Source organism: Neisseria bacilliformis, from assembly GCF_014055025.1.
GTDB classification, from domain to species: domain Bacteria; phylum Pseudomonadota; class Gammaproteobacteria; order Burkholderiales; family Neisseriaceae; genus Neisseria; species Neisseria bacilliformis.
Window position 1 is genome coordinate 1,712,016 of the sequence record NZ_CP059571.1, and the last position, 20,021, is coordinate 1,732,036.

The window sequence follows — 20,021 nt, forward strand, 5'->3', positions numbered from 1 at the left end:
CCGCATTCATCAAGATTTCCGCCTGCGCGCACTACTGTCCGGAATAAAAATCCCCACCCCAAAACAAAAAGGTTGCAGCCCAACGTTTTTACGGGTAAACCCCAGAGCGTCAACTCAAAAACATCAGGACTGCAACCATGTACAGCATAAGCCGACTCCAACAAATCATCAAGCCCATCATGCACGGACGCTTCCGGCACCACATCCGCAAATATCAGGCAGACAAACACAATAAAGGCTTCGGCTGCCACAACCTACTGGTTTCCATGGTTTACGCCCACCTCAGCCACAGCAACAGCCTGCGCACCCTGGAACAATCCTTTAACGCCAACAGCAGCCACCACTACCACCTCAACGTCCGCAGCATCCGCCGCTCCACCCTGTCCGAAGCCCTCGCCAAACGCGACACCCGCCCCTTTGCCGATATGCTCGCCGAACTGATGCGCACATGCAGCCGCACCCTGCGCAAACCCACACAAGAAACCGCCGACTTACCCTACCTCATCGATTCCACCCCCATCGCCCTCAAAGGACGCGGCTTTGACCAATGGGTCAGTAACAACGGACGCATTGCTGGTTTAAAGATTCATATACTGATGAACCATGCCAACGGCTGTCCCACCGCCCAAAGCATCACCGATGCCACCATCAACGACATCGACCAACGCCACATCGTGCAGCCTGAAAAAGGCGCGGCCTATGTTTTTGACAAAGGCTATTGCGATGACAACTGGTGGGCAGAACCGGATAACGCAGGAGCCTGTTTCGTTACCCGTCTTAAAGCCAATGCCGCCGTTCAAGTGGTAGAACGCATAACGTCATCTGAAAACCCAAACACCAATGCAACCATCTTGGCAGACGAATACATCCGCTTCAAACACAAGAAGAACAGCAACCGACTCAACCATTACCACAGCAAAACCCTACGCCGCATTACCGTCAAACGCGAAGACAAAGCCCCTTTGGTGCTAGTGAGCAATAACCTGACCGCCCCCGCCCAAGAGATTGCCGATACCTACAAACAACGCTGGCAGATTGAATTACTGTTCAAATGGCTCAAACAACATTTGCAGCTCAAACGCTTTTTCGGACGCAATGCCAATGCGGTGAAACTGCAACTGTTGTGCGCGATGATGGCGTATCTGCTGTTGAAGCTGTACCAACAAAGTACACGAACCTACGACAGCCTGCATTTGCTGTACGCACGGATTGCGGGTTGTTTGTTTGAACGACCGCAAACACTGTATGCCTGCTATGCGCAGCGAAGGCGGGAGAGGGAGGTGTGGATGGAGGCGCAGGAAAGGTTGATTTGATGTCAAGTGGGTAGGATGTTGATGTTTAAGGGGGACTTATTCCGGACAGTAGTGCGCGCAGGCGGGGACGGCCTTACACACGCCTGCTCAATGCAGCAGCATCACCTGATCACGATTCGCCCCCAGCACGCCCGGCACTTGGGCAAAGTGCGCCTCGGCCTGCGCCATGTCCGCCCCGTCGGGCACGGCCAGGGCGAGTCCGTTCATCGTTTTGTATTCGTAGATGATTTTCGCGCCGTATGCCTGCGCCGCACGCCGCAGCGGCGCGCTGCCGGTTTGCGCGTCGTAAAACACAATCAGGTTGCGCGGCGCGGCAGCCTGTTCGGCGGCGGGCGTGGGGGAGGGTTGCGGCGCGGCGGTGCAGGCCGCAGCAGCCAGACACAGCGACAAAGCGGCGGCACGGAAAATGCCGCTATCGGTATCGGTAAGATTCATAAGCAAAGAGGCCGTCCCCGCCTGCGCGGGGATGACGTTTCTGAAAAAAAGCCGCATTCTACCCCACCGCCGCCCAACCGTGCCGCGCAGGCGCAAAACGGCAAACGCGCCCTGCCCTGCCCCGCCGCCGGTTTTGGCTGCGCCGAAGCTGCGTTTTCAGACGGCCTCTGCCTGTGGCAAACCGCCCGTCTGTGTTAGAATCCGCGCGTTTTTACACTTTGTACACAATGTTTGTCAGGCCGTCTGAAAAAGGATAAAAGCCATGTGCCAGCTTCTCGGCATGAACTGCAACACGCCCACCGACATCGTTTTCTCGTTTGAAGGCTTCCGCCGGCGCGGCGGCCTCACCGACCATCATGTGGACGGCTTCGGCATCGGCTTTTTCGAACAAAAAGGCATCCGACTGTTCCACGACGACAAGCCCAGCGCGAATTCGCCCGTGGCCGATCTGGTTAAAGCCTACCAAATCAAATCCGAAAACGTCATCGCCCACATCCGCAAAGCCACCAGCGGCCGCACCTCGCTGGCCAACACCCATCCCTTCGTGCGCGAAATGTGGGGCAGCTACTGGATGTTCGCCCACAACGGCCACCTGCAAAACTTCGCCCCCGCGCGCGGCCGCTACTACCGCACGGTGGGCAACACCGATTCCGAACGCGCCTTCTGCTTCATCCTCGAAGAACTGCGCCGCCGCTTCGACGACCGCCCGGGCGACGACGAGCTGTTCGCCGCCCTCGCCCCCCTCGTGCGCGAAATCCGCAGCCACGGCCTCTTCAACTTCATTCTTTCAGACGGCCAAGTCATGTTCGCCCACGCCAGCACCCTGCTGCACTACATCGTGCGCCAGGCACCCTTCGGCGAAGCCCGCCTGCTGGATGACGACATCGCCGTCGACTTCTCCGCCGTAACCACCCCCGACGACCGCGTCGCCGTCATCGCCACCCTGCCGCTCACCGAAAACGAAACCTGGCGGCAGTTTGCCTGCGACGAACTGGCCATGTTCCGCGACGGCGCCATCGTGCGGCGCGAGCGTCCCGAGCCGCCGCGCTACCTCACCGCCGAAGAAGGGCTGGCCCTTGCCCGCGCCGTCGGCGCGTCCGCCTAAGGATACCGCCATGAAATGCCCCTTCTGCCAACACGCCGACACGCAGGTAACCGACTCCCGCCTCGCCGAAGAAGGCAACTGCGTCCGCCGCCGCCGCCGCTGCCACGCCTGCGACCAACGCTTCATCACCGTCGAGCGGCTGGACGTGCGCCTGCCCGACATCGTCAAAAGCAACGGCAGCCGCGTCCCCTACAACGCCCACAAACTGCGCACCAGCCTCGAACGCGCCCTGCACAAACGCCCCTTCGACAGCGAAGACGTGGACGACCTCGTCGCCGCCATCGAAGGCCGCCTCTACCGCCTCGGCCGCAAAGAAGTCTCCTCCCGCCTCGTCGGCGAAATGGCCATGGAAACCCTGCTCGCCACCGACCAGGTCGCCTACGTGCGCTTCGCCTCGGTGTACAAAAGTTTCAACGACGTATCCGAATTCACCCAGGCCATCGCCACCCTGTCCACACCGCAGGCCGAAGCACAAACCGACGGCTGAACACGCTTTACACACTTTTCAGAAACGCCATCCCCGCGTAGGCGGGGACGGCCTCCTCCCGCAGAGGCCGTCTGAAAAACAAAAACCGCCCGGGCGCACCGAAGCCGCGCGGCAAACTCTTTCCAACCCGTTTTCCAGAAAGGAAAAAACATGTTCTTCGACAAAATCCAAGCCGCACCCGCCGACCCCATCCTCGGACTGGGCGAAGCCTTCAAAGCCGAAACCCGCCCCGAGAAAGTCAACCTCGGCATCGGCGTATACAAAGACGCGAACGGCGACACCCCCGTCCTCAAATCCGTCAAAGCCGCCGAAACCCGCCTGCTGGCCGACGAAAAAACCAAAAACTACCTCACCATCGACGGCGTGGCCGCCTACAACGCCGAAACGCAGAAACTCCTCTTCGGCGCAGACAGCGAAATCATCGCCGCCCGCCGCGCCAAAACCGCGCAAAGCCTCGGCGGCACCGGCGCGCTGCGCATCGCCGCCGAATTCGTCAAACGCCAAACCCAAGCCGCCAACATCTGGATTTCCACCCCCACCTGGCCCAACCACAACGCCATCTTTGAAACCGTCGGCGTCAGCATCCGCAACTACCGCTACTACGACAAAGCCGCCCACGCCCTCGACTGGGACGGCCTGATTGCCGATCTCGCCCAGGCGCAAAAAGGCGACGTGGTACTGTTCCACGGCTGCTGCCACAACCCCACCGGCATCGACCCCACCCCCGAACAATGGGACACCCTCGCCAAAATGTCCGCCGAAAAAGGCTGGCTGCCCCTCTTCGACTTCGCCTACCAGGGCTTTGCCAACGGCATCGAAGAAGACGCCTACGGCCTGCGCGCCTTCGCCAAACACAACAAAGAGCTGCTGATCGCCAGCTCCTACTCGAAAAACTTCGGCATGTACAACGAACGCGTCGGCGCATTCACCGTCGTTGCCGAAAACGAAGAAACCGCCAACCGCGCGTTCAGCCAGGTCAAAGCCATCATCCGCACCATCTACTCCAACCCCGCCTCCCACGGCGGCCACACCGTCGCCCTCGTGCTGCAAGATGCCGCCCTCAAAGCGCAATGGATAGCCGAACTCGACGAAATGCGCGCGCGCATCAAAGAAATGCGCCAGAAATTCGTCGACACCCTCAAAGAAAAAGGCGCGAAACAAGACTTCGGCTTCATCATCCGCCAAAACGGCATGTTCTCCTTCTCCGGCCTCACCCCCGAACAGGTTGACCGCCTCAAAGACGAATTCGCCATCTACGCCGTGCGATCCGGCCGCATCAACGTCGCCGGCATCACCAACGCCAACATCGGCTACCTGTGCGAAAGCATCGTAAAAGTGCTGTAAACCGCGCCCGCGCAAGCAAACAGGCCGTCTGAAAACACAGTTTCAGACGGCCTGTTTTGCATAGGCATAAGTAGGGTGTACCGCCCCGGGGCGACGCACGCGTTCCCCGCCGCACAACCAATCCGCACGGTTTCCCAAAACCCCAAACCGCGTGCGTGGCTTGCGCCACACACCCTACCCCAACGGCACGCATTTTCTGTTTGCAAACGGCTTTATCAGCAAGCAGCCGCAAACGCAAAGAGGCCGTCTAAAAACGCAGTTTCGGCATAAGCGAAAACGTTTTTCAGACGGCCTCTTTGTTTGCCCAATCAGCGCAAAACCGATTTTACGATCCGCACCAGATTTTCCGTGGTGAAACCGAACAGTTTGAACAGCTCGCCGGCGGGGGCGGATTCGCCGAAGCGGTCGAGCCCCAATACTGCGCCGGTGGTACCGACGTATTTGTACCATCCGTCGGACACGCCCGCTTCCACGGCCACTTTGGGCAGGTGGGCGGGCAATACTTCGGCGCGGTAGGCCGCGTCTTGGCGGTCGAACACATTGGTGCTCGGCATGGATACGACGCGCACGGCGATGCCTTCGTTGGCGAGGGCGGCTTGTGCGTTCAGGGCGAGCTCCACTTCCGAGCCGGTGGCGATAATTACCGCTTTGGCTTCACCCGCCGCTTCGGATACGACATAGCCGCCGCGTTTGATGTTTTCAAGCTGCGCTTGGCTGCGCGGCAGGAATTTGAGGTTTTGGCGGCTGAAAATCAGGCTGGACGGGCGGTCGGCAGCTTTGACGGCTTCAGACCACGCGGTGAGCGATTCGGCGGTGTCGCACGGCCGCCATACGTCCATGTTGGGAATCAGGCGCAGGGTGGCGGTTTGTTCGACCGGCTGGTGGGTGGGGCCGTCTTCGCCGAGGCCGATGGAGTCGTGTGTGAACACGAAGATCGGGTTGATTTTCATCAGCGCGGCCATGCGCAGGGCGTTGCGCTCGTATTCGCTGAACATCAGGAAGGTTGCGCCGAAGGGGCGCACGCCGCCGTGCAGCGACAGGCCGTTCATCACCGCGCCCATGCCGAATTCGCGCACGCCGTAGTGGATGTAGTTGCCGCCGCTGTTTTTGGTAACGGACACGCTGCCCGGCCAGTCGGTGAGGTTGGACGGGGTGAGGTCGGCCGAGCCGCCCACCAGTTCGGGCAATGCTTTGGCGAGGATTTCGATGCTGTTTTGGCTGGCTTTGCGTGTGGCGATGGTTTCGGCTTTGGCGCACACTTCCTGCAAGGCCGTCTGAACATAGGAGTCGAAGTTATCGGGCAGTTTTTTGTCCATGCGGCGGACAAATTCGGCGGCCTCAGCGGGGAATTTGGCCTGATATTGCGCAAACAGCGCGTTCCATTCGGCTTCGAGTTTCGCGCCTTTTTCTTTCGCGCTCCAAGCGGCGTAGATTTCCTGCGGGATTTCAAACGCGGGATAAGCCCAGCCCAAGTGTTTGCGGGTGGCTTCGATTTCGTCCGCACCCAGCGGCGCGCCGTGGGTTTTGTGGCTGCCTTCTTTGTTTGCGCTGCCTTTGCCGATCAGGGTTTTGCAGCAGATCAGCGAGGGTTTGCCGGTTTCGGCGCGGGCGGCTTCCACGGCGGCGGCAATCGCGGCGGTGTCGTGGCCGTTAACATCGGGCACAACATGCCAGCCGTAGCTCTCGAAGCGGGCGGGGATGTTTTCGGTAAACCAGCCGTCCACTTTGCCGTCGATGGAGATGTTGTTGTCGTCGTAAAGTACGATCAGTTTGCCCAAGCCCAAAGTGCCCGCCAATGAGCAGGCTTCGTGCGAGACACCTTCCATCATGCAGCCGTCACCCATGAAGACATAAGTGTGGTGGTCAACGATGTTGAGGCCGTCTTTGTTGAACTCGGCGGAGAGGATTTTTTCCGCCAATGCCATGCCCACTGCGTTGGCAATGCCCTGACCCAGCGGGCCGGTGGTGGTTTCCACGCCGTCGGTGTAGCCGTATTCGGGGTGGCCGGGGGTTTTGCTGTGAAGCTGGCGGAAGTTTTTCAGGTCTTCAATAGAAAGATTGTAGCCGGTGAGGTGCAGCAGGCTGTACAGCAGCATGGAGGCGTGGCCGTTGGAGAGGATGAAACGGTCGCGGTTGTAGAATTTGGGGTTGGCGGGATTGTGGTTCAGAAACCGGTTCCACACGACTTCGGCCATTTCCGCCATGCCCATCGGCGCACCGGGGTGGCCGGAATTGGCTTTTTGGATGGCGTCGGCGGATAGGAAGCGGATGGCGTTTGCCAATTGGGAGGGCATTTTCGATACCTTTTCGGAGCGGGAAAAAGCCGCGATTATCCGTGTTTTCAGACGGCCTTTCAAGGAAGGAGGCCGTCTGAAAAGGCTGTTTGGACATTGAACGGTGCGGCTTTCGGAGACGTCATTCCCGCGTTTATGCTCCGAAGAAGTACTGGCGGGGACAGCCTTCGGGTTTGGGCGGCAAAAACCGCGTGCGTGGCTTGCGCCGCATCTGCGCCAGCTTCACCTGCCTCAATGCCCAAACCGCGTGCCTCACCGGGCGGTGTAGGCGGTTGCTGCCGTGTAAGCAGTTTCCAATACGGTAAATGAAAGGACGTCTGAAAACCGTTTTCATACGGCCTCAGCGCACCTGCCCGCTGCCTTCGATGATGTATTTGTAGGTGGTCATTTCCGAGAGACCCATCGGACCGCGGGCGTGTAGTTTCTGGGTGGCGATGCCCATTTCGCAGCCGAGGCCGAACTGGCCGCCGTCGGTGAAGCGGGTGGAGGCGTTGACGTACACCGCCGCGCTGTCGGTCTGTTCGGCGAAACGGCGGGCGGTTTCGGGATTGGCGGTAACGATGGCGTCGGAATGGCGGGTGCTGTGCGCGTCGATGTGGGCGACGGCTTCGTCGGCCGAGCCGACAATCTTGACGGCGAGGATGTAGTCGGAAAACTCGGTGTCGAAGTCTTCCGGCCGCGCCGGCGTGCCGCCGATGAGGGCGGCGGCGGCATCGTCGGTGCGCAGCTCTACCGGCGGCAGTCCCCGCGCCTGTCTGTCTTCAATCAGACGCCGGCGCAAACGCGGCAGGAAGGCGGCGGCGATGTCGCGGTGGACCAGGCACACTTCGGCGGCGTTGCACACCGAAGGGCGGCTGGTTTTGGCGTTGTCGGTGATGTCCAAAGCCATCGCCAAATCCGCGTCTTTGTCCACATAAATGTGGCAGATGCCGGTGCCGGTTTCGATAACCGGCACGCCGGCGTTTTCGACCACGCTGCGGATCAGTCCCGCGCCGCCGCGCGGAATCAGCAGGTCGAGCAGGCCGGTGGCTTTCATCATGGTGTAGGCACTGTCGCGGCCGGTGTCGGAGACAAGGCCGATGCAGTCGGGCGGCAGGCCGCTGTCCGCGAGCGCGGTTTTCAGGGCGCAAACGACGGCACCGGCGGTGCGCCGGGCTTCTTTGCCGCTGCGCAGCACCACCGCGCTGCCGCTTTTGATGGCGAGCGCGGCGGCGTCGGACGTTACGTTGGGGCGGCTTTCGTAGATGATGCCGATGACGCCGAAGGCGGCACGGACTTTGCGGATGACAAGGCCGTTGGGCAGGGTGCGGGTTTCGAGGATTTCGCCGACGGGGTTGGGCAGGGGAATCAGGGCGCGGATGCCTGCGGCCATCGCGCCGATGCGTGCGTCATCGAGCAGCAGGCGGTCGAGCATGGCTTCGGAAAGGGTGCCTTTTGCGGCGGCCATGTCGGCACGGTTGGCGGCGAGGATGTCGTCCGAGGCGGCCGAAAGCGCGTCGGCCATGGCGGCGAGGGCGCGGTTTTTGGTTGCGGTATCGGCGGTGTTGACGGCTTTTTTGGCGCGGTTTGCCCGTTCGAGCAGGGCGAGCGTGTCTTTGTCTGTGTTCACGGTTTGCTCCTCAAATGTCTTGCAGAAACAGTTCCAGCTCGGGCGTGATGCCGATCCAGTCGTCGCGGTGGACGGCCACGCCGCGCGGTTTGGGCGAGGCGGCGAGGGTTTTCAGACGGCCCGAACCGGTTTTGGCCCTGCCTTTGCCGAGGATGCGCGTGCCTTCGGCGTTGTACACCGTCAGCACGTCGCCCGCCGCAAACTGCCCGTCTACCGCCAGAATGCCCGAGGCCAGCAGGCTGCCGCCTTCGTGTGCGAGCGCGTGTTCCGCGCCCGCGTCAATTCTCAGACGGCCGCGCGAAGGGGCGTAAAACGCCAGCCACTGCTTCTGCGTCTTCATGGTTTGCTGCGCGGCAAACAGCGTGCCGTCGTCCTGCGCAAACGCCGCCTGCCACAGCGCGTCCGGTTTCTGCGAAGAACAGATGTACACCGGCACGCCCGCGTGGGTGGCGATGGCCGCCGCCTTGATTTTGGTGCGCATCCCGCCGGTGCCGTTCGCGCTGCCCGCGCCGTCGGCGGCCGCAAGCAAATCCGCGCCGATCTGCCCCACCCGCGCAATCCGCCGCGCCTGCGGGTCGGTGCGCGGATTGGCGGTGTAGAGGCCGTCCACGTCGGTGAGCAGCACCAGCAGATCGGCGCGCAGCATGGCCGCCACCTGCGCCGAGAGCGTGTCGTTGTCGCCCACTTTCAATTCGTCCACCGTTACCGCGTCGTTTTCGTTGATTACCGGCACGGCGCGGCGGGCGAGCAGCACGTCAAAAGCCTGCAAGGCGTTGCGGTAGCGGCGCGGGTCGGCAAAATCGCCGCGTGTGAGCAGGATTTGCGCGGCGGCAATGCCCTCGGGCAGAAAGGCGGCAGTGTATTCTTCCATCAACAGGCTCTGGCCGACGGCGGCGGCGGCCTGCTTGTCGGCAATACGTTTGGGACGCCGCTCAAAACCGAGCGCGGCGAAACCCGCCGCCACCGCGCCGGAAGACACCAGCACCAACTCATGTCCCGCCGCATGCAGCACGGCAAGCTGGCGGACGATGCCACGCAGCTTGCCGGACGAGAGGCCGCCGCCCGCCCCGGTGAGCGAGCTGGTGCCGACTTTGAAAACGATGCGTTTTTTGGATGCCATTTTTGATTCTCCTGTGTTTTTTTCTTTTCCGGCAGCCTGCGCCGCCGCCTGCGTTATACCACAGGCCGTCTGAAAAAGCAGGCGGGGGAAACAAGCGGGAGGCCGTCTGAAAAGCGTTTAATCGTGTTTTCAGACGGCCTCTGCCGTTGCGTGTTTTGGTTTCTTAACATATCCGCGCTTTTCTAAATGTAGGAACACAAAAGGCCGTCTGAAAAACATCATTCCGGTTTTTCAGGCGGCCTTCGGGTCGGGCGGCAGAGACCGCGGGCGTGGCTGCGCCACACCCTGCAACGGGTTTTCGCAGGCGAAAACGGCAGAGGCCGTCTGAAAATCTGTTTTTCAGACGGCCTCTTACTCAGTTCGGACGAGATGGGCTGGCGGGTAGCTTGGGCTGCAAATCCAACATTGGCCGGTTGTGCGGGTGTTGGTCTGAAAACAGGCAAACGCAATTTTGGCTGAGCCGAAACTGCGCTTTCAGACGGCCTCTGTTGCGGACGGGACGGACTAGCGCGGGCGGCGGTAGGCGGTGTGGCAGGACTGGCAGGCGGCGTCGGTTTTTTCGTAGGCGGCTCGGATTTTTTGCAGGTCGCCTTTTTGCGCCTCGGCGTTGAGTTCGGCCACGGCGGCGAGGAAGCTGTCGCGTTCGTGCGCGAAGGCGGCGGGCTGCTGCCAGATTTGCGGCAGGGCGCGGCCGTTGCCTTCGGGGTCGTTTTGGAAGTGGGCGAAGGGGTCTTGCGCTTTGGCGGCGAATACGGCGGCTGCGGCGCGGAAGGCTGCGGGGTCGTAGGCTTCGTCGCCTTTGGCGGCCTTACCCATTTGGGCGAACTCGGGCATCATTTCTTTGAAGGCGGCGGTGCGGTTGCGCGAGGCTTCGCCTTTGGGTTCTTCGGGCTGTCCGCCGCAGGCGGCGAGCAGGAGGAGGAGGGCGGGGAAAAGGGCGGCGGGGAGCGGTATGTTCATGGTGTTCCTTTTTTTGTTTTGGCTTGGTTTGGGGTCTGTTGGCAATCAATGTTTGGCGCGGCGGGTGGTTTTTTATAGTCGAACAAAATAAAAAATATTCATTGTAGGGTCTGTTGACATTCAGCCCGGCTAACTCGCTATTTATCCGATATTCTGCCGGGTTGAAGCCCGGCCTACATCGGGTAGCACACCCTACTTCGTTTTGTTGTGCAGGCCGTCTGAAAAACCGCGTGCGCGGTTTGCGCCACACGCCCCGCCTTGCATGCCGCATTTGTGTTGGCTGCGCAAGCTGCTGTTTGGAAAGGGTTTGCGGAGCGGATTCAAGCGGCCAGGGCGACGTAGCGGCCGCCGAATTCGGCAGCGGTGAGGCCGTCTGAAAGGGCTTGTACTTCGAGGTCGATTTTGCCTTTGCCGCGTTCGGCGTACATTTTGTGGAAATGCGCCCAGGCTGCGGGCTCGGGGCTGCGGGCGGTGAGGTGCAGGTCGCCGTGGGCGGGGGCGGTGTAGCGGATTTGGCTGCTTTGGATGACGATGCTGCCTTCGGCCTGCGGGCAGTTGAGGTGGACGAGTGCCCAGCCGCAGACGGTCGCGCCCAGGGCGGTGCTGCCGCCGAAGACGGTGTTTTTGTGGTTGCGGTTGGCTTGGTGGGGCATGAGCAGTTCCACGCGGTCGGTGCCGCAGGAAACAACGCGGATGCCGAGGGCGGTGGTGGCGGGGATGTGGCGGTGCAGGAAGTCTTGCAGTTGCTGTTCGGTCATGGCGGGTTTGGGTTTGGCGGTTCGGAGGCCGTCTGAAAAACGGGTTTTACGCTTTTCAGACGGCCTTTTGGGTTTATTGGTAGTGGTAGCGCAGGGCGATGAGCCAGATGCCGCTGTCGTCGGCTTTGTAGACGATGCGGTGTTCGTGGTTGATACGGCGGCTGTAATAGCCTGCGAGGTGGTGGCGCAGTGCTTCGGGTTTGCCCAGGCCTTCAAAGGGATGCCGCTGCATGTCTTTGATGAGCTGGTTGATGCGTTTCAAAACGGCTTTGTCGGTTTGCTGCCAGTAGAGGTAGTCGTCCCATGCGTCATCGGTGAAATGCAGCATCATTCGGCCAGCCCGCGTACGGCGGTTCTGCCTGCGGCCACGTCGGCAACGCCTTTGGCCAGGCGTGCGGCGTTGGCGGGGCTGGCCAGCAGGTAGGCGGTTTCGGCCAGTGCGTTGTATTCGTTGATGTCGAGCAGGACGGCGGCCGCGCCGCCGGAGCGGGTGATGAGGACGGGTTCGGCGTTGTCGGCGACGCGGTCGAGGGTGGCGGCGAGGTTTTTGCGCAGTTCGGAGGCGTGGACGGCATACATGGAGGATTCCTTGTATTTTGCGGTTGGTCGGGCGTAAATTGTACATGAAAATGTACATTTTGGTGCGCGCGCAATGGTTGGAGACCATCTGAAAGCGCAGCTTCGGCGCGGCCAAAAGCGGGTTTGGCGTTTTTCAGACGGCCTTTTTCGGTATTTGCACCCGGTGTTCAGCGGCGGGCGAGGATGGCGGTGGAGAGGTAGGATTTGACGCCGTCGGAGATGGCGTCGGCACATTGGCGGCGGAAGGTCATGCCGCTGAGTTTGCGTTCTTCTTCGGGGTTGGAGAGGAAGGCGGTTTCGACGAGGATGGAAGGGATGTCGGGGGCGCGCAGGACGGCGAAGTTGGCCTGGTCGAGGTCGCCTTTGTGCAGTTTGTTGTAGCGGCCGAGTTCGGCGAGCACTTTTTTGCCCAGCACTGCGCTGTCTTTGCCGGTTACGGTTTGGGTCATGTCGAGGATGGTGCTGTCGATGTCTTTGTTGCCGCCGGTTTTGACGCCGCCGATGGCGTCGGCGTTGTTTTGGGTTTGGGCGAGGAATTTGGCGGCCGCGCTGCTCGCGCCGCGTGTGCTGAGGGTGTAGACGCCGGTGCCGCGCGCACTGGGGCTGGTGAAGGCGTCGGCGTGGATGGAGATGAAGAGGTCGGCGCGCAGTTTGCGGGCTTTGGCCACGCGCACGCCCAGGGGGATGAAGACGTCTTCGTTGCGGGTCATGAAGACTTTGTAGCCCATGCCTTCGAGGCGTTTTTTGGTTTCGCGGGCGATGGAGAGGACGACGTCTTTTTCGCGCAGGCCGCTTTTGCCGATGGCGCCGGGGTCTTCGCCGCCGTGGCCGGGGTCGAGGACGATGACGGGCTGGCGGTGGTGGCTGCGGTCGGGTGTGCTCGGCGGCGGGGTGCGCTCGGCACGGGGCGGGTCGGGCAGGCGGCGTACGGGCGGGGTGTCGGCTCCGGTGCCTCTGTTGCTGATTTTGCCCTGCGAGTAGTCTTCCAGGAGTGCCATCAGGGGGTCGTTGGCGTCGTCGGCGTGCATGGGGTAGAGGTCGATGACGAGGCGGTGTTTGAAGTTGGCGACGGGGGCGAGGGTGAAGAGCTGGGGGTTGACCTCGGCTTTGAGGTCGATGACGATGCGCACGGTGTCGGCGGTGTTCTGGCCGACGCGGATGATGCCGATGTAGGGGTCGGCGCGTTGGACTTTGCTGTTGATTTCCTGCAAAACGGAGTTGAGCTGCACGCCTTTGATGTCGAGCACGAGGCGGCGGGGGTGTTCGAGGGTGAAGTAGTTGTATTGCAGTTTTTCGCTGGCTTCGATGGTGATGCGGCTGTACGCGCTGGCCGGCCAGATGCGCACGGCGACGAACTGGGGCGGGGCTTTGGCGAAGGCGGCGGGAGTGAGGGAAAACAGCAGGCCGGCGGCGGCGCTGCGGACTATCTGGCGGCGGGTATATTTTTGATCCATGCTTCTAAACTTTTTCGGCCGTGGTTTGTGTGGGACTGCAAAACGGCACGCCTGCCGGCACCTTGGTGGGAAAGGGTGAGGGTGATGTCGGGCGGCGGGGTGTATGCGCCGCCTTTGTCCGGCCATTCGATGAGGCAGACGGCGTCCGCGCCTGCCAGTTCGTCCAAGCCCGCGTCTTCCCATTCTTCGGGCGAAGAGAAGCGGTAGAGGTCGAAATGGTGCAGGGTGAAACCGGGCAGCGGGTAGGATTCGGCAATGGTGTAGGTGGGGCTTTTCACCGTGCCGGTAAAACCGAGCGCGCGCAGGAGGTTGCGGGCGAAGGTGGTTTTGCCCGCGCCCAAATCCCCTTGCAGCCACAGCACCAGCGGCGCAGAGAGGTCGTCTGAAAAGGCGGCGGCAAAGGCGGCGGCGGCGGCTTCATCGGGCAGGGGGAAAACGGCGGCGGGTTCGGACATCGGGCGTGTGTTCTGCTTGCGGGAAAAGGGCGGATTATGCGGCAAACGGCGGCGTTTGCAAACTGCACGGGCGGCAGAAAAGGCGCGGCGGGCGTTTTCAGACGGCCTTTTGGGTGTCGGCAGGCATCCCGATTGCAAACAGCCGCCAAGCCTTTGCCGCTATAATGCCCGCCGTTTTCCCAACCGCCGCGAAAGAGTGCCATGCTCCGTCTCTACCAGTCCAACCGCCTCGAAGATTTGGCCGCCATGCTGCAAAAAGTGCAGCAGACCAAGCCGCTGTCCGAGCCGCTGCTGCCGGAAGAAATCATCGTGCAAAGCCAGGGCATGCGGCGTTTCATCGGCAACTATCTGGCCGAACACGGCGGCATCGCCGCCAACATCCGCTTCTCCCTGCCCGCCGGCTTCAACTGGCGGCTCACGCGCGCCCTGCTGCCCGACATCCCCGAACTCAGCCCCTTCGACACCGAAGTCATGCGCTGGCGGCTGTTGGGGCTGTTTGTTTCAGACGGCCTCTCCCGCCCCGAAACCGCGCAGGCGCAGGCCGCCCTCTCGGGCTACCTCTGCGGCGGCGGCGCGGCGGCCTACCAGCTTGCCGGCGAGCTTGCCGACATCTTCGACCAATACCTCGTCTACCGCCCCGACTGGATAGACGCCTGGCAGCGCGACAGACTGCTCGGCCTGGGCGGCGACGAAGCCTGGCAGGCCGAACTGTGGCGTTTCCTAAACGACGGCCAAACCGCGCCCCACCGCGTAGAAATGTGGCACAGGCTCGAACAAGCCCTCCAATCCCCGCCCGACGGCCTGCTGCCCGAACGCATCTGCGTCTTCGGCATCACCGCCCTCGCCCCGATGTACCTGCAACTGCTGCACGCCCTCGCGCAACACACCGAAGTGCACATCTTCGCCCTCAACCCCGCCTCCGAATACTGGGGCAACATCATCGAACCCGCGCAAATCCTCGCCGCAGGCGGCGATGCCGACCCCGCCGCCGCCGGACACCCCCTGCTCGCCTCACTGGGCAAACAAGGGCGCGACTTCTTCAACGCCCTCGCCGAAAGCGAAGCCTCCACCGACCTTTCCGCCTACCCCGAAGCCCCCCTGTCCGACAGCCTCCTCCACCGCCTGCAATACGGCCTGCAAACCCTCACCCTGCCCGACAAAACCGCCACGCTGGACGACAGCATCCGCATCGTCTGCGCCCACAGCCCCCTGCGCGAATTGCAAATCCTCAAAGACCGCCTGCTCGAACTCCTCGCGCACGACCCAACCCTCCAACCCCGCGACATCGCCGTCCTCACCCCCAACATCGAACCCTACGCCCCCTACATCGAAGCCGTGTTCGGACAAGAAAGCGGCCGCCCCCTGCCCTACTCCGTCGCCGACGTCAAACTCAGCCGCCGCCGCCCCCTGCTCCACGCCGCCGAACAAACCCTCGCCATCTTCGAGAGCCGCTTTGAAGCCGACAAAATCCTCGGCCTGCTCGACACCGAACCCGTCCTCCAACGCTTCGGCCTCACCCGCGAAGACCTCCCCCTGCTGCACGACACCATCGAACACCTCAACATCCGCTGGGGCTGGGACGAAACCATGCGCGGCGGCGCAGACCCCCTCTTCACCTGGCAGCAAGGACTCGACCGCATCATCCTCGGCTGGATACTGCCCGACAACGGCGAACTCTGGCAAAACCACGCCCCCTGGCACACCGACCCCGCCGTCATCCCCCTCCTCGCCCGCCTCGCCGCCTTCCTCCGCCGCCTCGCCCGCTGGCGGCAAACCTGGCAAACCCCTGCCACCGTCGCCGTCTGGACACAACGCATCACCGACATGCTGCAAGACCTCTTCGTCCAAGACAACCAAGCCCGCCAAGACATGCAGCAGCTCGCCCAAGCCCTCGCCCGCTGGCGGCAGGAAACCGAACTCGCCCGCTTCGGCGGCGAACTCGATTGCAGCGTCATCAACCGCCACCTCGCCCGCTACCTCGGCAGCCGCAGCGAAGCCGGCTTCCTGCGCGGCGGCATCACCTTTTGCAGCATGGTACCCATGCGTTCCCTCCCCTTCCAAACCCTCTGCCTGCTCGGCCTCAACGACGGCCAATTCCCCCGCAACACCCGCGCCGCCGCCTTCGACCTCATCGCCCGCCACCCCCGCAGAGGCGACAGAGCCCGCCGCGACGACGACCGCTACCTCTTCCTCGAAGCCCTCCTCAGCGCGCGCCAACACCTCCACCTCTCCTACGTCGGCCGCAGCATCCACAACAACGAAGCCCTCGCCCCCTCCGCCCTGCTCAACGAACTGGCCGACTGCCTCGCCGACATGACCGGCCAAACCGCATCCGCCATCACCGAACAACACACCCAGCAACACCCTCTGCAAGCCTACTCCCCCCGCTACTTCGACAACAGCGGCCTCACCAGCAGCCGCGCCGACTACGCCGCCGCCCTCAACAGGCCGTCTGAAAACCCCGCCCCCTTCTACACCGCCCCCCTCACCGGCGACACCCCGCCCCAAAGCGTCGCCCACAACGACTTCCTCGACTTCTGGAAAAACCCCGTCCGCCACTGGCTGCGCCGCAACCTCGACTGGCGCGCCCCCTACCACACCCAAGCAACCCCAACCAACGAACCCTTCGCCCCCACCGACGAGCGCGAAACCGCCGCCGCCTACACCCAAGCCCGCCTACTGCACCAAAACTTCACCGACACCGCCGCCCGCCTCACCGCCCGCTCCCTCCTCCCCGCCGGCCAAATCGGCGCACTCTGGCGCGGACAATACGAAACCGCCGCCAAAAACCTCGACCAAACCCTGCTCGACAGCCCCCCCCTGCCCGACACCCACTACCAATACCATTCAGACGGCCTCACCCTCCACGGCAGCCTCACCCGCCTGCACCGGCACGGACAAATCCACCTCCTCGACCACCGCCCCAACGCCCCCGAACGCACCGCCCTCCTCCTGCAACACCTCATCTACAACGCCGTCCGCCCCGAAGAAGCCGCCGACCTGCGCAGCCACTGGATACAGCCCGACCACACCGACACCCTTCCCCCCATCCCGCAGCAACATGCCCAAACCCTCCTCGACGCCTGGATCGCCTGGTGGCGCACCGGCCAAACCCAACCCCTGCCCTACTTCCCCAAAACCACCCTCGCCGCCGCCGAAGCCCTGCTGAAAAACAGTAAAAAAAGCGACACCGAACGCCGCCGCGCCGCCCACAAAGCCGCCTACACCGCCTACTTCGCCAACAAAGCCGGCACCCCCCAGGCCGACTACCCCGAAGTCGCCCAAGTCTTCGGCCGCAACAACACCCCACCCATCGACGAAGACCCCTTCTGGCTCCTCGCCGAACACCTCGCCCACCTCCTCGCCGCCACAGAACAAACCGAACAAACACCCCCGCCGTAGGGTTTGCGCGCAAGCCCCGCACGCAGTTGCTGCCGTGAAAAGGCCGTCCCGAAAGCAGGAGGCTTCGCACTCCGAAAAACAAATTTCAGACGGCCTCTGCCATTTGAGTAGAGTGTGCCACTCCAAGGCGATGCACGCTGTCTATGCTCTGCAACAAATGCCCGCGTCCGGCAAACCGTAGGTCGGGCATTCATGCCCGACGTTTTTGTCGGCTCGCTCAATCAGTCGGGCATAAATGCCCGACCTACGATTTCAGCCGTAGCAAGTAGCTTGAGTCCCAACCCGACACATTTGCCGTTTGCCCGAAAATGTCGGGTCAAGACCCACCCTACACCTGCTTCAATACCGAGAGGCCGTCTGAAAAACGTTTTTCAGACGGCCTCTGCCGTTTAAGTAGGGTGTGTCGCCCCAAGGCGACGCACGCGTTCTTCGCCCCGCAACAAATGTCCGCGCCCCGCAAACCCAAAAACCGCGTGCGTGGCTGCGACACACACCCTACTTCGGCAGCAAGAGCGGTCTATGCCCTATGGTGGTTTACAAATAAAGAAAGGCCGTCTGAAACCCGTTTTTCAGACGGCCTCTGCCGTTTGAGTAGGGTGTGTCGCCCCAAGGCGACGCACGCGGTTGCAGATTTGCGCAAGGCACGGGATTCGTTGTGCGGCAAAGACCGCGTGCGTGGCTGCGCCACACACCCTACGCAGAGGCCGTCTGAAAGCGTATTTGGTAGGTCGGGCATTTATGCCCGACGTTTTTTATAATGAGACAAAACAGGAAATACACATCATAGCCGGCGTAGGGTGGGTCTTGACCCACCACAGTCATGCCGTTTTCCGCGCATGGTGGGTCGAGACCCACCATGCCTTAACGGCCTCTTGCTGTTTCGCCGTATCGGACGGACATCGGCGGATAAAACCACTGTGTGCGGCAGAACTTTGGCGGTGTTTTTTTTATAGTTGGTCGAGCAGCTCTTTCCATTGAATAAGGCTGGTTCAAGAAAACCGGGTATCGCAAGAAAATCGGTACGCGGTTATCTACATGCTGCATCAGCAACACCACATCGCGCAGGCTGATATAGACAAAATCGTATTCGTCCGGTTTGGATTCCAAATCAGGCGCGATCATGCTTCCAAATATTAATCCTATTCAAAACGGCTGTCAGAACCCAAAACCCATTGTCTTCCGTCTTGATAATAAACCACAATCATCAACCGGTTTTGCTGTGAATGATAGTCAGGGATCGGATCGGGATATTTCCAGGCCTTGATGTTGTTCAGCAAAAAGACGAACTGGTCAAACTGCTCGGGACGAAGCTTTAATCTGGCATAGTCATCCTCCAACAAGAGGTTGACATTGCCCTCGGAATCGGGAGGGGAATAGGGCATAAGCCGGGTTATGTCGTCGAAACGTACTTTATGCATATGAGTTGGTGCAGCAGTAACTCAGGCATAGTACACCTCAATGGTTTTGATATTCTTATCGGATACAGACATCAGCTGCCCCAGCGGCACAGCGTATTTGGGAAACTCCCGATCGGTTTTCTTATGATCTATTGTAGCTTCAACATTGGCATACGGTTCAGCCTTTTGCCGCTTTCGCAACGCCTTAAAACTCGGATACTGCTGTTCGGTCAGTGCCATCAGTTTGTCCCACGCCGCCATATTGCGAGCGATTTTGGCTTCGTCTGCTTGGAAGATGTCCACCCGTTTTTCCGTCGCTGCGGTCTGCGCCTGCGGGCTTGGCAGCGGAACGGGCTGCGCCGCTTTCTGCGGCAGGCAGGCTGCCGGTGTGAGAGCTGCCAGCCATATTGCGGGATGTTTGTCCATGATGTTTCCTTTTTTGCGTTATCTGTTTATTCGATAAAAGCCGCCTGTTTGTTTTCAGACGGCCTTTTTGTATGGGATGTATTGGCAACTAATATTTTGACGGCTTTTGCACGCCGATTTGACGCTGTTATTCGGCGCAGCGGAAGCCTAAGTTGTGGACGGAGAATTTGGATTGCAGGCTGGTGCGGAAGCCGTAGCGCAGGAAGGCGGCGTAGTTGCTGGGGTCGGTTGCGCCGGCGGCTGCGCCGCTGCAAAACATGGAGCTGTCGACGCCGCCGGAGTTGAGCAGGCTGCTGTTGAAGTCTTCCGTCCATTCCCAAATCAGGCCGTGCATGTCGTAGATGCCCCAGTAGTTGGGTTTCAGACGGCCTACGTCGCGCAGGCCGCTGCGGCTGCCTTGGGCGTACCAGTTGAGAATGGTGTCGCGGTAGGCTTTTTCGTTCGCGCCGTTGGGTTTGAGTTCGGAGGCTTGTCCGGCAAATTCCCATTGGTTGATGGTGGGCAGGTGTTTGCCTTGGGCGGTGCAGTAGGCGTTGGCGGCAAACCAGGAGACGAAAACGACGGGTTTGTTGAGGTCGGATTTTTTGGGGGCGTAGCCGCCGGCGGTTTTTTCCCAATGCGACAGGTAGTGTTGGTCGCTTTGTTTGCTGCTGGGTTTGCCGCGCTGCCATTGCGGGTTTTTCTTGACGAATTCGTAAAATTCGCCGTTGGTAACGGGGGTTTTGTCGAGTTTGAACGGGCCGACTTTGGTCAGGGGGGCGTCGGCGGCGAGGTAGAGGGGGCGGTAGGTGCCGCCGGGCAGTTCGGACATGCCGGTGGCGGACGCGGTGGCGGAGATTATGGCCAACAGGCTGTATAAGAAGGTTTTTTTCATGACGGGACT

General features: G+C 61.3%; 19 protein-coding genes. 5 read left to right on the forward strand and 14 right to left on the reverse strand.

Annotation, left to right across the window (positions count from 1 at the left end; all coding sequences use genetic code 11):
* Positions 1-137 precede the first annotated feature (137 nt).
* Positions 138-1,313 (forward strand): IS4 family transposase, encoded by a 1,176-nt coding sequence (locus H3L91_RS08420; RefSeq protein WP_182109807.1) that lies wholly within the window; start codon positions 138-140, stop codon positions 1,311-1,313.
* Between the two features lie 87 nt (positions 1,314-1,400).
* Here H3L91_RS08420 and H3L91_RS08425 read toward each other — a convergent pair whose 3' ends face one another.
* Positions 1,401-1,748, reverse strand: coding sequence for a hypothetical protein (locus H3L91_RS08425; protein WP_050783140.1), 348 nt, complete (start codon positions 1,746-1,748; stop codon positions 1,401-1,403).
* Positions 1,749-2,010: 262 nt separating this feature from the next.
* Here H3L91_RS08425 and H3L91_RS08430 point away from each other — a divergent pair, with 262 nt between their 5' ends.
* From H3L91_RS08430 to H3L91_RS08440, 3 genes are all read left to right on the forward strand, one after another.
* The gene (locus tag H3L91_RS08430) at positions 2,011-2,853 is read left to right on the forward strand and encodes a class II glutamine amidotransferase (protein WP_007343322.1); all 843 of its coding nucleotides are present in this window, start codon (positions 2,011-2,013) and stop codon (positions 2,851-2,853) included.
* A 10-nt stretch (positions 2,854-2,863) separates the two neighbouring features.
* Positions 2,864-3,340, forward strand: a complete 477-nt coding sequence (nrdR, locus tag H3L91_RS08435; protein WP_007343323.1) for a transcriptional regulator NrdR — start codon at positions 2,864-2,866, stop codon at positions 3,338-3,340.
* Positions 3,341-3,490: 150 nt separating this feature from the next.
* Positions 3,491-4,684: an amino acid aminotransferase gene (locus H3L91_RS08440; RefSeq protein WP_007343324.1), complete on the forward strand. Its 1,194-nt coding sequence runs from the start codon at positions 3,491-3,493 to the stop codon at positions 4,682-4,684.
* A gap of 308 nt (positions 4,685-4,992) precedes the next feature.
* Here H3L91_RS08440 and tkt read toward each other — a convergent pair whose 3' ends face one another.
* The 9 genes from tkt to tsaE form a co-directional block, all read right to left on the reverse strand.
* Positions 4,993-6,978: a transketolase gene (gene tkt / locus H3L91_RS08445; protein WP_040659599.1), complete on the reverse strand. Its 1,986-nt coding sequence runs from the start codon at positions 6,976-6,978 to the stop codon at positions 4,993-4,995.
* Positions 6,979-7,318: 340 nt separating this feature from the next.
* Complete coding sequence (locus tag H3L91_RS08450; protein ID WP_007343328.1) at positions 7,319-8,587, reverse strand: glutamate-5-semialdehyde dehydrogenase; 1,269 nt, start codon at positions 8,585-8,587, stop codon at positions 7,319-7,321.
* 10 nt (positions 8,588-8,597) lie between these two features.
* The gene (proB, locus tag H3L91_RS08455; protein WP_007343329.1) at positions 8,598-9,707 is read right to left on the reverse strand and encodes a glutamate 5-kinase; all 1,110 of its coding nucleotides are present in this window, start codon (positions 9,705-9,707) and stop codon (positions 8,598-8,600) included.
* A gap of 504 nt (positions 9,708-10,211) precedes the next feature.
* Positions 10,212-10,667, reverse strand: coding sequence for a c-type cytochrome (locus H3L91_RS08460; RefSeq protein ID WP_007343330.1), 456 nt, complete (start codon positions 10,665-10,667; stop codon positions 10,212-10,214).
* A gap of 320 nt (positions 10,668-10,987) precedes the next feature.
* Positions 10,988-11,425 (reverse strand): YiiD C-terminal domain-containing protein, encoded by a 438-nt coding sequence (locus H3L91_RS08465; protein ID WP_007343331.1) that lies wholly within the window; start codon positions 11,423-11,425, stop codon positions 10,988-10,990.
* Positions 11,426-11,498: 73 nt separating this feature from the next.
* A complete protein-coding gene (locus tag H3L91_RS08470; protein WP_007343332.1) occupies positions 11,499-11,756 on the reverse strand; it encodes a Txe/YoeB family addiction module toxin in 258 nt (85 codons plus the stop codon).
* Positions 11,753-12,004, reverse strand: coding sequence for a type II toxin-antitoxin system Phd/YefM family antitoxin (locus H3L91_RS08475; protein ID WP_007343333.1), 252 nt, complete (start codon positions 12,002-12,004; stop codon positions 11,753-11,755). Before H3L91_RS08475 ends, H3L91_RS08470 begins: the two co-directional genes overlap by 4 nt.
* Positions 12,005-12,171: 167 nt before the next feature.
* Positions 12,172-13,458: an N-acetylmuramoyl-L-alanine amidase gene (locus H3L91_RS08480; RefSeq protein WP_007343334.1), complete on the reverse strand. Its 1,287-nt coding sequence runs from the start codon at positions 13,456-13,458 to the stop codon at positions 12,172-12,174.
* On the reverse strand, positions 13,428-13,913 hold the full coding sequence (tsaE, locus tag H3L91_RS08485) for a tRNA (adenosine(37)-N6)-threonylcarbamoyltransferase complex ATPase subunit type 1 TsaE (RefSeq protein WP_040659026.1): 486 nt from the start codon (positions 13,911-13,913) through the stop codon (positions 13,428-13,430). The genes H3L91_RS08480 and tsaE overlap by 31 nt, the downstream gene beginning before the upstream one ends.
* Positions 13,914-14,114: 201 nt before the next feature.
* On the opposite strand from tsaE, the gene recC reads away from it, so the two are divergent.
* Entirely contained in the window at positions 14,115-17,315 is a 3,201-nt protein-coding gene (gene recC / locus H3L91_RS08490; protein ID WP_007343336.1) for an exodeoxyribonuclease V subunit gamma, read from the forward strand.
* An 861-nt stretch (positions 17,316-18,176) separates the two neighbouring features.
* Here the strand turns inward: recC and H3L91_RS08495 are convergent.
* The 4 genes from H3L91_RS08495 to H3L91_RS08510 all read right to left on the reverse strand — a co-directional run bounded on the left by H3L91_RS08495 (position 18,177) and on the right by H3L91_RS08510 (position 20,012).
* Positions 18,177-18,437, reverse strand: a complete 261-nt coding sequence (locus H3L91_RS08495) for a hypothetical protein (protein WP_007343339.1) — start codon at positions 18,435-18,437, stop codon at positions 18,177-18,179.
* A 17-nt stretch (positions 18,438-18,454) separates the two neighbouring features.
* Complete coding sequence (locus tag H3L91_RS08500) at positions 18,455-18,733, reverse strand: hypothetical protein (protein ID WP_007343340.1); 279 nt, start codon at positions 18,731-18,733, stop codon at positions 18,455-18,457.
* A 21-nt stretch (positions 18,734-18,754) separates the two neighbouring features.
* Positions 18,755-19,138 (reverse strand): hypothetical protein, encoded by a 384-nt coding sequence (locus tag H3L91_RS08505; protein WP_007343341.1) that lies wholly within the window; start codon positions 19,136-19,138, stop codon positions 18,755-18,757.
* A 127-nt stretch (positions 19,139-19,265) separates the two neighbouring features.
* A complete protein-coding gene (locus tag H3L91_RS08510; RefSeq protein WP_007343342.1) occupies positions 19,266-20,012 on the reverse strand; it encodes a formylglycine-generating enzyme family protein in 747 nt (248 codons plus the stop codon).
* Between the last annotated feature and the right edge of the window lie 9 nt (positions 20,013-20,021).

Excerpts from the sequence above, each read along its gene's own strand:
- H3L91_RS08465 (WP_007343331.1), bottom strand. The coding sequence starts at position 11,425 with ATGACCGAACAGCAACTGCAAGACTTCCTGCACCGCCACATCCCCGCC.
- H3L91_RS08480 (WP_007343334.1), bottom strand. The coding sequence starts at position 13,458 with ATGGATCAAAAATATACCCGCCGCCAGATAGTCCGCAGCGCCGCCGCC.
- H3L91_RS08475 (WP_007343333.1), bottom strand. The coding sequence starts at position 12,004 with ATGTATGCCGTCCACGCCTCCGAACTGCGCAAAAACCTCGCCGCCACC.
- H3L91_RS08500 (WP_007343340.1), bottom strand. The coding sequence starts at position 18,733 with ATGCATAAAGTACGTTTCGACGACATAACCCGGCTTATGCCCTATTCC.
- H3L91_RS08425 (WP_050783140.1), bottom strand. The coding sequence starts at position 1,748 with ATGAATCTTACCGATACCGATAGCGGCATTTTCCGTGCCGCCGCTTTG.
- proB (WP_007343329.1), bottom strand. The coding sequence starts at position 9,707 with ATGGCATCCAAAAAACGCATCGTTTTCAAAGTCGGCACCAGCTCGCTC.
- H3L91_RS08505 (WP_007343341.1), bottom strand. The coding sequence starts at position 19,138 with ATGGACAAACATCCCGCAATATGGCTGGCAGCTCTCACACCGGCAGCC.
- H3L91_RS08460 (WP_007343330.1), bottom strand. The coding sequence starts at position 10,667 with ATGAACATACCGCTCCCCGCCGCCCTTTTCCCCGCCCTCCTCCTCCTG.
- tkt (WP_040659599.1), bottom strand. The coding sequence starts at position 6,978 with ATGCCCTCCCAATTGGCAAACGCCATCCGCTTCCTATCCGCCGACGCC.
- H3L91_RS08510 (WP_007343342.1), bottom strand. The coding sequence starts at position 20,012 with ATGAAAAAAACCTTCTTATACAGCCTGTTGGCCATAATCTCCGCCACC.
- H3L91_RS08430 (WP_007343322.1), top strand. The coding sequence starts at position 2,011 with ATGTGCCAGCTTCTCGGCATGAACTGCAACACGCCCACCGACATCGTT.
- H3L91_RS08495 (WP_007343339.1), bottom strand. The coding sequence starts at position 18,437 with ATGATCGCGCCTGATTTGGAATCCAAACCGGACGAATACGATTTTGTC.
- H3L91_RS08470 (WP_007343332.1), bottom strand. The coding sequence starts at position 11,756 with ATGATGCTGCATTTCACCGATGACGCATGGGACGACTACCTCTACTGG.
- H3L91_RS08440 (WP_007343324.1), top strand. The coding sequence starts at position 3,491 with ATGTTCTTCGACAAAATCCAAGCCGCACCCGCCGACCCCATCCTCGGA.
- tsaE (WP_040659026.1), bottom strand. The coding sequence starts at position 13,913 with ATGTCCGAACCCGCCGCCGTTTTCCCCCTGCCCGATGAAGCCGCCGCC.
- recC (WP_007343336.1), top strand. The coding sequence starts at position 14,115 with ATGCTCCGTCTCTACCAGTCCAACCGCCTCGAAGATTTGGCCGCCATG.
- H3L91_RS08420 (WP_182109807.1), top strand. The coding sequence starts at position 138 with ATGTACAGCATAAGCCGACTCCAACAAATCATCAAGCCCATCATGCAC.
- nrdR (WP_007343323.1), top strand. The coding sequence starts at position 2,864 with ATGAAATGCCCCTTCTGCCAACACGCCGACACGCAGGTAACCGACTCC.